Here is a 12,361-nt window from a genome sequence, read left to right as displayed (position 1 = left end):
TACTTCTTCTTGTCCACCCACTGTTGTTCTTCAGCGGTGAACCCGTTGTCTGCGGCGACACCACCCTTGGCAGGTGACGTCTTCTTGTCTGTTGTCGTCATGGCTAGGCGACCTCCATCTGACTGGCGTGAAGTGTGTTGTGGAACACACACTATGTAAAGTGTGGTTCACAGTACAATATGTATTCCTGGAACACAATGTTTATCGGGAAAAATCTGGATTGCCCGCTACGGAACGCCATGACCAGCAGGTATCAGACCATAAAGGGGTAGGTGCAGAAAGTGTGGCGCCTAGCAGGGCGACTCGGAGGTTATGTGCACGGGGGCGTTTTAGCGCGCGTCTGCTCCCGGCTGAGCGTCGGGATCCGAGGGCAGGGGAGGAGTCGAGATACGTTCCCTGGAGAATCCACGGGGACGAAAACACTGTAACGTGACCACCATGCCGACATGGTCCGATCTGGTAGATCTCGTCAAGCACGGCAACAGTCTGGACGGACCGCCGGTCCGCGCTACTCTGCGCCTGCACAATGATCCCGGCAGCCTGGACCTGACCGTGCAGGCAGAGGAGCCGGCAGAGGTCCTCCGACTCCCCGCCGGCGACTACCGGTTTGTCTGGGCGGACGGCCGACGGTCTCTCGCCAGGCTCGACGGCACCCCGCTGCTGCTCGAGGACGGTCGGCGGACCCTCGTCCTCGCAGAGGACGGGGCAGTCGTCGATGCGACGGATGGGCGGGTCGACGTCCACTGCGTGGAATCCGCACTCATCACGCGACGCCAGTACGTCCCTGATCGCAGGGGAGACGTCCGTCCCGTAGAACGTGACGGTCGGGAATCGTGGTCGATCACCGGCAATCGCTCCGAGTGCATCGTCGATGCGGAGACCGGCGTTCTGGTGTCTCTCTCCGCGATGTGGCGGGATGGCGGCGAGTGCGCAGAATTCATCGACGTGGATTTCCCCGGCCGTATCGGTGATGAGGAGTTCCGGTGGGCCGGTGAACCGGCCGACAGTATCCTCGTCGACCGTCTGGCGCGTCCCATTGACGAGACCCGGGCACGTGCGATCGTCGCCGGGGAACTCGACCGGATCGCCGTACCCTACCCACCTGCCGCGCCCGCGGACCACCGGATTCTGCCGGTCACCGTTGCATGGTGGGTCTACATGGACCTGAACCGTCCGGCGTATGACGTGGGGAGCACAGTCGACATGTTCCTGTGGTTCGAGGAAATCGATGCGGGCGACACAGACGGCACGGTGGTGACGGTCGACGCCTACGCCGAGGAAACGACGGTGGAGCGTCCCGTGGGCCTGACCAACGGGCGGTGGTCAATGATCCTGCGCGGCGACGGGTGGTCGGCATTGTGGGAGGCGCCGCGGCCCGTTCTGGGGCAGGTGCGGTTGACCGGCCGCTTCCACCAGAGCTCTGACAGGGCGGCGGAGACACCACTCACCCCGACCCGTGGGCGTGTGACCAGACTGCGGTACCGGTCCGGGTATACGACGGTCGACGTCCCTGCCGTCCGACGGTCCGTCCCGAAGGTATGGATCCAGGGTGGAGGCCAGTTCGGCGTCGATCCCATCCTCGTCACCCTGGACCTGGACACGGCCACCCCGCCGGAACCGGCGCAGTTGGAGCGTCCGACAGCACTGCAGGGGTTCGCCGTCACTGGTGGCGTCGACGCCCCCGTCCTGTGGCGTGGTGACCTCCGTCTGCCGATCGTCTGGCGGACCGACATGGCCTCGGGTGAGTCGACGGCGGTAGCGTTGCCGCTGCGTATCGACGCCGCACCGATGTATATCGCGCGGGTCCGTGGCAGGGCGGGGGACGGGTGCCGGGTAGACGCGGTGGGACATACGTTCCTGGTGGGGGACGACGGCAGCATTGTCGAGGAAGAACGGCCTGCCGTGCTCGAGGACTTCCCCGGCGCCGTCCGGCATCCACACGGCGGATGGGTGGTGAGCAGGTACGACGTGGAAGACTCCTGGACGCACATGGTGCAGGGCGGAATGTACGGCTTCCCCGTGGACCGGGGCGTCCAACGGCTCGGTCACCTCACCGACGACGGCACCGTGGAATGGAAACGGGAACTGCCCGTCGGGCCGTTCGACTCTCCCGCGGCGCTGCACGTCGCCCGCGACATGCTCATGACCTGGCAGGGGACGACGGTGAGCTATCTCGACGATGAGCTGCAGGAGATCCGCACCGCGCACATCGAGAGCGCCGACGGCTACCAGATCCACCATGTGACCGCGTCTGACGGCTGCCTCCTGGTGAAAAGTGAGACCTATGACGGAAAGAGCGAGCTCCGGCGCCTCGACCCCGAGACACTCGAGGTGCTGCTCCTGGTGGGTGGCCCTGGCCGGCCCCGTCACCTGCAGGTCGACGACGCCACGACAGCATGGTCCGCCGACAGGACTTCGTTGCGCCTCCACACCCGCCGTGCCGACGGCGAATGGACGTCGAGGGAGATTGAGTTGCAGCACGCCGGTGGGGAGTAGCCTCACCCCGTATGAACGAGCGCAACGCACTGCAGATCACCGACGTCACCGTCCGCCGTGGGGAGAACCACCTCGTCGAGGATGTCAGCCTCACGATTCCGGCCGGGAGTCACTGGGCAGTCCTCGGGCCGAACGGGGCCGGCAAGTCCACGATCCTCAAGCTGGCCGGAGGACGGTTGTACCCCACCACCGGCAGCGTGCAGATCCTCGGTGAGCAGATCGGACGTACGGACGTCCGCGAACTGCAGAAACGCATCGGCTACGTCGACCCGAAACAACGCCTCGACGACATCTCCGCCTACGAGGCGGTGCTCTCCGGGGTGTCGGCGTCCAACGGCTACATCCAACGTTTCGACTACACCCCGCACCAGGCGCACGCTACCGGGATGCTGGAACTGGTGGGGATGGACGACAAGTCCGACCGACTGTGGAGTCAGATGAGCCAGGGTGAGAAAGCCCGGACACTCATTGCCCGTGCCCTGGTCACGGACCCGCAGATGCTGCTGCTCGACGAGCCGTCCACCGGGCTGGACCTGCCGGGACGCGAGACGCTGCTGCGGGTCGTCGACGACCTCCGGGCGTCCCACCCGCAGTTGACGACGGTGCTGATCACCCACCACGTCGAGGAGGTCGCCGCCTCCACCACCGACGTGCTGATGGTCCGGAACGGAGGCGTCCGGGCGTCCGGGCCGGTCGACGAGGTGATGACCGCAGCGAACCTCGGGGTGCTCTACGACATGGACGTGCAGCTCCAGCGGGTCGAGGGGCGTTGGTTCGCCTTCAGCGGATAGGCTCTCAAGGGTGACTGACTCCAGTGAACCTGTGACAGAGAAGAAGAAGCGCCCGGCATGGGTGGAGTATCTCGTCACCTTTGTGGTGGCGATACTGCTGCTCGGCCTGTTCAACACCTTCATCGGTCGGCTGTACCAGATCCCGTCGGAGTCGATGGAGCCCACGCTCGTCGGTTGTGAAGGCTGCACCGACGACCGCATCTTCGTGGACAAGGTGTCCTACCGTTTCGGTGACGTGGACCCCGGCGACGTCGTCGTCTTCACCGGCACGGGTGCCTGGTCGGAAGACTATGTGTCGACCAGGTCATCCCAGCCGCTGGTCAAGGGAGTACAGACCGGCCTGGAGAAGATCGGCATCCTGGCACCGGACGAGTTCACGCTGGTCAAGCGTGTCATCGCCACCGGCGGCCAGACCGTGCAGTGCCAGGACGGTGACCCGGGCATCATGGTCGACGGAGAGAAGGTCGACGACTCGTTCACACTGGACCCGAAGGCGTACCCCGTTGACCCGACCACGGGGTCTGACGCCTGCCAGGGCGAGTACTTCGGCCCTGTGACGGTGCCGGACGACAAGGTGTGGCTGATGGGTGACAACCGGACCAACTCGAAGGACTCGCGGTACTACAACCTCGCCGGCGATCCGGAGGAGGGCATGGTCCCGCTGGACAACATCGTCGGCAAGGTGCAGTTCAAGGTCTGGCCGCTGAGCCGTATCGGCGGGGTGGACTAGGCCGACCGGCGTTGTTCCGCCGTCGCTGATACGCGGCTGGCACGCGGCGCGAGAATTGTTCTAGCCCGGTGCACGTTTCTATGGGAGACGCGTGCACCGGGCTAGAACTATTCGCCCCGGGGGAGCTTCTCCTGCGGAATCCCTTGCGCGCCGGGTGGCGTCAGGAAAGAATGTCCGCATGGGGGAATTCGGGGGACAACTGTGGCAGGCTGCGGAGCGGGAGGGGCGAATCCTGCCCGGGCGAGGCCCGCTGTACACACGCCGAGTCCTGCCGACGCGGCTGCCTGTGACGCGGAGGGAGCTGACGGCGTCCGGAGTGTCACGACGCTCGGTCGCCAAGCATCACGAACGGGTCTCCCGTGGGGTGTACCTTCCACCGCTGCCGGAGAAGCACCTCCGGCATGCCCGTCTCGGACCAGCGGGCCACCACGGTGACACCGGGCTTTACTGTCATGACATCGTCACCCGTGCCCGCGCCCACTCCCTCGTGCATCCGCGTGCCGTCGTGGCGTACTGGTCGGCGGCCGCATGCCATGGACTCGTCCACTGGGCCGATGAAGCGCCGGTGGTGCTGCTCACGGGGACGTCGAAACAGGGAAGTATGGCGCAGGACGGACCGTCGGCGGGAGCGTCCTCCCCGGTGCTGCGGCCGTTGCCCCCAGGCATCCGTACCGTCCGGCCGGACCGCGCATTCCCGGGGCTGCACGTCGTGGATGCAGCGACTGCGGCGGTACAGTGCCTGACCACCATCATCTCCGGTAAACGGTACTGGCCTGTTCCACCCGTCGTGGGCCTGCGTCCGGAACAGGTTCGTGCGGTGCAGTTCATCGACGCCTTTCTCCAGTGCACCTGGGTGACCGTCCGGCAGATTACCGCTGCGGCGCGCCACCGCATCGACGCCGGTGAGCTGAAGATGCTGTGTGCGCTCGCGGACCCCGGGTTCGGTGCTGAATCGCCGCGGGAAACGGTTCTGCGTCTCATCGTCCGGGATGAACTACCTGCGGGTTTCAGCTGGAGTACCCAGGTTTCCGTGGATCTCGGCAAGACGGTGACACGTCCTGACATCGCCTGCCCGGAGCTGAAGATCGCCTTGTACTACGACGGGGCCCACCATGCGGACGTGACGACCACTGACACTGACTTCCGCTTGTTCCAGAAGTTACGCGACATACGTTGGGAGGCTGTACGGGTCGACAGCGCGGCGATGAAGGAACGCACGGAGATGATGGAGACCATCCGCAACGCCATCGGCCGGGCCACACAGAGATGGGAACAGCGGTCAGAGTAGTTCTAGCCTGGGACACGCTTCCGGCAGGAATGTGTGCCCCAGGCTAGAACAATCCCAGCGGGACGGCGTACAGCTGACGCATCAGGCCTCGCTGGTGTTCAGCACGCCTTCGGTGTCGATCTTGTCCTCGTCGGCGGTGGCGCTGATACGCCCCTTGGAGAGCTTGTTGATCAGCATGGAGATCGCGCCGTCACCGGTGACGTTCGCCGCGGTGCCGAAGGAGTCGATGGCGATGTACGCGGCGATCATCAGGCGATCTGGTCAGCGTCGAAACCGAGGTTGGTCTGCAGGACGCCGACGGCAGCCATGATCGCGCCACCGGGCACGCCCGGGGCGGCGACCATCATGATGCCGAGCAGCAGCAGGAAGCCGATGATCTGGCCGGTGCTCACGTCCATGTCGAACATGTGGATCACCGCCAGGGCGAACAGCGTGATCTTCATCATCGACCCGGCGAGGTGGATCGTCGCACAGAGGGGGATCACGAAGCCCGCCACATTGTCGGGCACACCGTTCTTCTTGGCGCATTCCAGGGTCACCGGAATCGTCGCTGCGGACGACGACGTGCCCAGTGCCGTGGCGTAGGCGGGCATCATCGTGGCCAGGGCCTTGAAGGGGTTGCGCCTCGCGATGGCGCCGACGAAGAGGAACTGGGCGAGGAGCAGCAGGATCGTCATGACCACCGCCAGAACGAGGACCTTCGCGAAGGACGAGATGACGTCCATGAGGTTGCCGTTCATGCCCATCGACAGGAAGACGCCGAACACGAAGATCGGCAGCAGGGGGATCACGAAGGTCTTGATGACCTTCATGACCACGCTCTCGAGCTCGCGGGCAGCGGTGTGCAGGGTGTCCGACTTCACCGCCGTCATGGCCAGACCGACGCAGAAAGCGAGGATCAGCGCGGTCATCACCTCGAAAGGCGCCGGCATTTCGATGTCGAAGTAGGGGCTCAGAGCGCCCTCGTCGATGTCGACGAGCGTGTTGATCTTCTCGTCGCCGAGCAACCAGCTGTAGCTCGCCGCAGCCACGCCGAAGGCGATGAGCCCGGAGATGATCGTCGAGGCGTAGGCGATGCCGGCGGTGAGGCCGAGCCATTTGCCGGCTCCACGTCCGATGCCGGCGATTGCCGGGGTGATCAGCGCGAAGATCAGGACCGGGATGAACAGGTCCAGGAAGTTGCTGAACAGGCCGTTGAATGTCACGAACACCCGGGCCAGCCACTCCGGGAAGAAGAGACTGAAGACGATACCGAGGATGATGGCGATGACGATCCGGAACAGCAGGGAGCTCGCCAGCTTCTTGAAACTCATGGTGGTGACGATATGCCACCGCACATCCCCGGGCATAGCGGGGGTAGTACTTTTGCCCTCTGTAGTGCCCGACTATTCCTCGTCGAGCCCGAGTGCGTCAGCGATGGTGAAGTGCAGGTCGGTCTGGTCGGTGAGGCCGGAGACATTTGCGGCGGACGGGCCGTAGGCGGCGATACGCAGCTGGGTACCGGTGTGGCCCTGGTCCTGGGTGTCGACGTTGTCGGAGGTCGCGTAGGCGATGGTCATCTCGGAGCCGTCGCGGGTGATCAGGTTGCGCGACAGTCCCGGGTAGACCGTGGCGCGGGCCTCCTCGACGCTGATGCCCTTGTCCTCGGCGATGTCCTTGATGTCGTCCTCACTCATGCCACCGACGATCTGGCTGGTGTGGGCGTGGTCGGCGGTGACGAGGACGAGCGTCTCGCCGTCCTCCTCGGCGAACTTCACGGCCTCCTGGACGGCTTCGTCCAGGTCCACGGTTTCACCGATCTGACCGCAGGGGTTGGCGGCGTGGTCCTCCTTGTCGATGGACGCGCCCTCGACCTGGAGGAAGAATCCGTTCTCCTTGCCGTCGTCGTTGTTGCTGAGCAGGTCGATCGCCTTGGAGGTCATCGACGCGAGCTTCGGGACGTCCTCGGTGCGCTCGGGGTTGTCGGTGCACTCCTGGGCGGGCTTCAGGTACCCCTCTTTCTCGGCGGTGTCGCCTTCCCAGCGCACGGGCATGTTGCCCTCCGAGAACAGTCCCAGGACGGGGGAGTCCTGGTTGGCTTCGGTGAGTGCGTCGAGCTCGGAGGCATTGGTGGGGAGCTGGTACCCACGCTCCTCGGCCTGCTCCAGCAGCGTCTTGTCCTTCCACTCGCCGGCCTTCGCGGTCTGGGCGAAGCTCTCGGCACCGCCGCCGAGGGTGACGTCCGCGCGCGACTCGAGGTACTGCTCGGAGATCGAGCCCTTACCGCCCTTGTCGAGTAGGTCGTCGCCGCACTTCTCCCCGTCTTCGGGGCCGTAGCATTTGCGCTGTGCGACGTGGGCGGCCTGGACGGCCGGGGTGGCGTCCTGGATCTCTGCGGTGGAGACGTTGCCGGTCGCGAGGCCGGCGGCCTTCGCCTTCTCGATCAGGTTCTGCTGTGCCTCGCCGTGGATGTCGACGCCGATGGCCCCGTTGTAGGACTTGGTGCCGGTCGCCCACGCCGTGCCGGACGCCGCACTGTCTGTCACGTAGTTCGGTGTGCCGTCCTCGTTCAGGGAGTAGTGGGTGTACTGGCCGGTGACGGGGAGGGCGTCGATGCCCTTGAAGCTGCCGGCGGCGCCTTCGGCGTAGTTGCGGGCGGCGGTAATCTCGGAATCGCCCATGCCGTCACCGATGAGCAGGATGACGTTCTTCGCGCCGGTGGCGGCGACGGCGTCGCGGACGTAGTCGCCCTGGTCGCCGTCGAGGCGTCGGGCGCCACCGTTGGTGGACAGGTCACCGTCGGCCTCGCGGTGCTGGATGGCGGGGGTGCCGGATGCCGAATTGGCGCTGGGGTTGCTGGCGTTGCTGTCGCTGCAGGCGGCGGCGGTGGCGACCAGGGATACGGTGCCGACGATTCCCAGTCCGGTTTTCAGGACGGCGACGGCGGTGCGGTTGTGTTTCACGATCTACTCTCTGTGGAGACAACGTCAGGAACAGACCGTGACGCTACGGAGCCGACGTGAACCGACGGTGAGATCTGTGGACCCTGGAGATGAACAACCTGTGAACCGCACGTGGGTCTTGTCTTTTTTGAACGTATGGACTTCACCTGCACAAGGACGACCGACCAGCGGGCGAAGCGCTCGCAGAATCCCCCGGGGCGGGATGCGGACCACCGCCGACAAGTCCGGGTGGTCGACCGAGGACGGTGCGTAACACTCCGTCCGGAACCGTTACAGAGCTGTCACTTCCTCGCCGGTGTACTCGGCGACGTCGTCACAGTTGTCAGAGTCGTCGTTCCGGCAGATCATGCGCCAGTCATCCGACTCGACCTTGCTGAGGTCGGCTTTGTCCGTGCCCTCGAATGCCTGAGCGTCCTCGAGGTCGTCGACGGAGAGGCCGAAGGTCAGGACGGCATTCCCGCATGTCGCTGCGTCGCCGCCAGCCGGGGCATCCTCGATGTCGGTGCACAGCATCTGCAGCTTCTCCTGAAGATCCTCACGCGCCTCCTGGAGGTTGCTCCATCCGGTGAAGGTCTTCATCTCCTCGGCGATCTCCGCGTTGCTGGTGAACGTCCATCCCAGTTCATCGGCGAGGTCAGAGCAGTCGGACGCGCTGCCGGAGCACACGCCGCGGGCACCATCGGCCTCAATGTATCCACCGAGGTCGGCGATGGACTCATAGTGCGACCAGTCGGGTTCGGCGCCACCGGCACCGAGTCCACCCGGACGATCGAAGTCTGCCTGCAGGGTGGCTGCCCGGTCCTTGACGTCGGAATCCGACCACATCAGGATGTCGCTCATCTCCCCTTCGGGCGGGGCTCCGGCGGAATAGTCCCACGCGCAGTTGAGTGCCTCGCGTCCGGAGTCATCGCCGCTGAAGACGGCGGGACCGGTGCAGAGAAGGTCGGTGTGCTCGGAGATGGCTGTCGAGGCATTCTCCAGTGCTGAGCCGTCATCGGCGGATTCGGTCGGGTTCTGCGCTTCGTCGTCGGAGGAGTCGTCGCTGCCGCAGGCGGTCAGGCTGGCTGCCGTGAGGAGTGCGACGGCACCGAGAGTCGCGGTGCGCCGGAGGCGTTGTGCATAAGTTCGTGGAAACGTCATGACAATCATATAAGCATTTGTCAGAACTCTTCGTGTGGGGAAGGGCGGAATGTGAGTCTGAGGGCGCTGAGTTGGCGAACTCAGCGCCCTCAGACTCACATTCCGCCCTGTGGGTGGTTGTCGCGGTGCGCCGTGGGGCGCTGAACGCGGTCGGACGCTACGCGGCAGGCACCTCGGCGTCGTCGCCCCCACCGGATGATCCGGAGCTTCCGCCCGCTCCGCCGAGCAGCCCGCTGAGCCAGACGATGTCGTCCACCAGGGTCACGCTGTCAAGCCAGTTGGCGAAGATGACGTCCGGCCGGGACAGGTCGTCCAGCGCGACAGTGCCGAGACCCAAAGCGTTGTCCCAGGTGACCAGGCTGACCTTGGGGAGCAGACCGGCGTCGGCGTCCTCGGTGACGGCTTCGATCTCCGGCAGGTGGAGGTAGTTGGGGCGCTCGTCCCCGTTGACCTCAGCCGCGGGGAAGAAGACCACGCGCTGGCCCAGCCATTCCACGGTGATGGGGTCACGGAAGCCGTAGTCGCTGGTCAGCAGTGCAGCCGTAGTGGTACGGGTGGTGGTCTCCATCACCGGTTCGCCGTTTTCGTCGAGCACGGGGTTGCCGTTCTCGTCGAGCTGCGGGGTCTCGACCTCGTCGGTGTAGGTGTCGGAGGTCAGCCGGACGAAGTCCTTGGCGAACTTCAGGCGGTCATCCTCGGAGGTGACGTTGTGCATCAGATCGTCGAGGAACGGGGTGCTCTCGGCGTCCCCGGTGAACTGTTTGAGCAGTGCGTCGTTGCCGAGGACGAGGGAGGTGACGTCGGTGATGCCGACCTGGGTCTGGCGGTGCTCACCGGGCTCAGGGTCACGCAGGTCCTGGTAGGTGTCGATGGTGCCGAGGATGTTGGAGCACTTGCCCAGTCCTTCGGCGGTGGCGCGGGAGTTCAGTCCGAAGCAGCTGACTTCCTTGAGGGCGGGGACGTCGAGGTCGTCGACGGTGTTGATCATGTCCTCCACCTCCTCGCCGGCGAAGTCCACGATGCCGTCCTCACGGAGACGGTCGAAGTCGAGTGCTCCGCCGAACCAGGTCAGGCCGATTTCGTCGGTGTCCATGTTCATCGCGGAGGCGAAGCCGAGACGGGTGTAGGAGATGGAGCTGCGGTCTTCGTCGGCGGCGGCGAGGGCGATGCCGGGCAGGCCGAACAGTTCGTGGGCTTCGGCGGTGGCGTCGCCGCCGCGCATGGACGCGGCGACCTGGGTGCCGTCACCGATGATGGTGGAGGTGCCGCGCGGCGCAGGACGTTCCGGAAGTTCGACAGGCTTGGCGTAGTCGTACTTCTGGCCGGTGAGGTACTCGGCGATCTTCAGGGCCTCGGTGCGCTTGGTGAGGTTTGTGTCGACGGTCCGTTCCCGCCATGTCCCGATGCAACGACTGCCGAGAGGGATACCGTCGCAGTACCGTTCCTTGATCGCATTCACCGGCAGCGCCGCATCCTGCTGAACCTGCGCATAGGTGCTGTAGGCGCCCAGGCGACGGGGCTCGATGCTGGGGTAACCGAGGGCCTTGGCCGCCGCCCGCACGGCAGGGCTCAGGCTGTCCTTGTCCAGGACGACGGCGCTGAGAATCTCGATGAGATTGCGCTCCCCGAGGCGGAACGTGCCGATCAGGGGGATGGTGATGTCGTCACCGAGGTCGATGGTCATGTCTTCGGCCGCGGCCCCGACCTCGATGTTCTCGGGAAGAACGACGGCGATGCCGTCACCGGTGGACTGGCTGCAGTCGGCGACGGCGGTGACCTCCGGGCTGTCGTCCGCTTCCCCGTCCGTGTCTGCGACATTCAGGGGGAGGTTGCTGAGATCGCCGGACTGGCACAGTTCGACGTAGTCGAGGATCATCTCGTTCTCGAGCAGATCCCCGATCTGGCCGAGGTCGATGTCGGCGGGGTTGGACGCGGGGCGCTCGTCGGGACCGGCGAGAGGCTCCTCCTGTGCGGTGGCAGTGGGGAGCATGGCCACGCTGAGGGCGACGGCGGTGGCGGCAGCGGCGATGCTGCGGCAGGTGCGGCGGAAGATAGTCACGGGTTGAGGCTTTCGGTGCTACGGCAAACGGGACGAATGTGACAGGAGAGGAAGTTTCACATAAGTAACATACGTCACTTCAGTCACATTAGTAACACCCGTAACATTCTTACCCCCGTGGGTACCCCGGGTCTGCTCCGTTCAGGCCACTCTCAGAGCTCCCGCACGACCCGTGCCGGTGTTCCCACGGCCAGGACGTCCGACGGCAGGTCGCGGGTCACCACGGAGCCCGCGCCGACGACCACGTTGTCCCCGATGGTCACCCCGGCGCACACCGTCACCCCGCCTCCGAACCACACGTTGCGGCCCAGGGTGATCGGCGCACCGTACTCCCAGCCGCTCGCCCGCAGTTCATGGTTCTCCAACGGGTGCAACGGGGTGAGGAACTTCGTGCCCGGGCCGATCCGGCAGTGGTCACCCAGGGTGACGGGGCAGACGTCGAGGATCGTCGCGTCGACGTTGATGAACACGTCATCCCCCAGGTGGATGTTCGTCCCGTAGTCGACCCGGAGCCCCTGCCAGACCTCCGTCCCCGTGCCGACGCTGCCCAGCAGGTCGCGTACCTGCGCATCCCATGACCCAGTCTCGGCCGGGTCGGTCTGGGACAGGCGGAAGCAGGCGGACCTCGCCGCCAGTGACGCCGCGGAGATCGTGGGATCGGTGGCCAGGTAGTACTCTCCTGCGACCATGCGCTCCCACATGGTGCGGGCGTCGGCGTCGGCGGCGGTACGGAGGTCGTCTTCGGTGTGGCTGTCAGTCATGCCGCCCAGCCTGCCAGAGTGCCGCATCAGGGGAGGGGCGCGTCCAGGTGTAGACCGCTTGGTCCGGTAGGATGGCCACGATCAGCCCTGACCAGGCCACAGTCCCAACCCTGAAACCGCCCCCGAACAGCCCCCGAACAGCCCAGGAGAGCAG

Annotated in this window: 8 protein-coding genes and 1 pseudogene; 4 read left to right on the top strand and 5 right to left on the bottom strand. The window is 65.4% G+C overall.

Annotated elements, in window-relative coordinates; translation table 11 throughout:
• The first annotated feature begins 438 nt into the window (after nucleotides 1–438).
• The 4 genes from BJF89_RS12710 to BJF89_RS12695 all read left to right on the top strand — a co-directional run bounded on the left by BJF89_RS12710 (nucleotide 439) and on the right by BJF89_RS12695 (nucleotide 5,305).
• Entirely contained in the window at nucleotides 439–2,496 is a 2,058-nt protein-coding gene (locus BJF89_RS12710) for a hypothetical protein (RefSeq protein ID WP_139312035.1), read from the top strand.
• An 11-nt stretch (nucleotides 2,497–2,507) separates the two neighbouring features.
• Complete coding sequence (locus BJF89_RS12705; protein ID WP_075815308.1) at nucleotides 2,508–3,287, top strand: ABC transporter ATP-binding protein; 780 nt, start codon at nucleotides 2,508–2,510, stop codon at nucleotides 3,285–3,287.
• 10 nt (nucleotides 3,288–3,297) lie between these two features.
• Entirely contained in the window at nucleotides 3,298–4,017 is a 720-nt protein-coding gene (lepB, locus tag BJF89_RS12700; RefSeq protein WP_075815306.1) for a signal peptidase I, read from the top strand.
• A gap of 178 nt (nucleotides 4,018–4,195) precedes the next feature.
• Complete coding sequence (locus BJF89_RS12695) at nucleotides 4,196–5,305, top strand: type IV toxin-antitoxin system AbiEi family antitoxin domain-containing protein (protein ID WP_075815304.1); 1,110 nt, start codon at nucleotides 4,196–4,198, stop codon at nucleotides 5,303–5,305.
• A gap of 81 nt (nucleotides 5,306–5,386) precedes the next feature.
• On the opposite strand, the pseudogene BJF89_RS12690 reads toward BJF89_RS12695, so the two are convergent.
• From BJF89_RS12690 to BJF89_RS12670, 5 genes and pseudogenes are all read right to left on the bottom strand, one after another.
• A pseudogene (locus BJF89_RS12690) lies at nucleotides 5,387–6,618 on the bottom strand (dicarboxylate/amino acid:cation symporter).
• Between the two features lie 72 nt (nucleotides 6,619–6,690).
• Complete coding sequence (gene phoA, locus BJF89_RS12685) at nucleotides 6,691–8,247, bottom strand: alkaline phosphatase (RefSeq protein WP_075815302.1); 1,557 nt, start codon at nucleotides 8,245–8,247, stop codon at nucleotides 6,691–6,693.
• Nucleotides 8,248–8,517: 270 nt separating this feature from the next.
• Nucleotides 8,518–9,387, bottom strand: a complete 870-nt coding sequence (locus BJF89_RS12680; RefSeq protein ID WP_139312033.1) for a hypothetical protein — start codon at nucleotides 9,385–9,387, stop codon at nucleotides 8,518–8,520.
• Between the two features lie 157 nt (nucleotides 9,388–9,544).
• Entirely contained in the window at nucleotides 9,545–11,446 is a 1,902-nt protein-coding gene (locus BJF89_RS12675; RefSeq protein ID WP_075815299.1) for a hypothetical protein, read from the bottom strand.
• A 152-nt stretch (nucleotides 11,447–11,598) separates the two neighbouring features.
• Complete coding sequence (locus BJF89_RS12670; protein ID WP_083650743.1) at nucleotides 11,599–12,207, bottom strand: sugar O-acetyltransferase; 609 nt, start codon at nucleotides 12,205–12,207, stop codon at nucleotides 11,599–11,601.
• Nucleotides 12,208–12,361: the final 154 nt, after the last annotated feature.

The organism is Corynebacterium sp. CNJ-954, from assembly GCF_001942345.1.
In the GTDB taxonomy this organism is placed as follows: domain Bacteria; phylum Actinomycetota; class Actinomycetes; order Mycobacteriales; family Mycobacteriaceae; genus Corynebacterium.
Note: the sequence above shows the minus strand (reverse complement) of the source record. Positions and strands in the feature narration are given on the sequence as shown.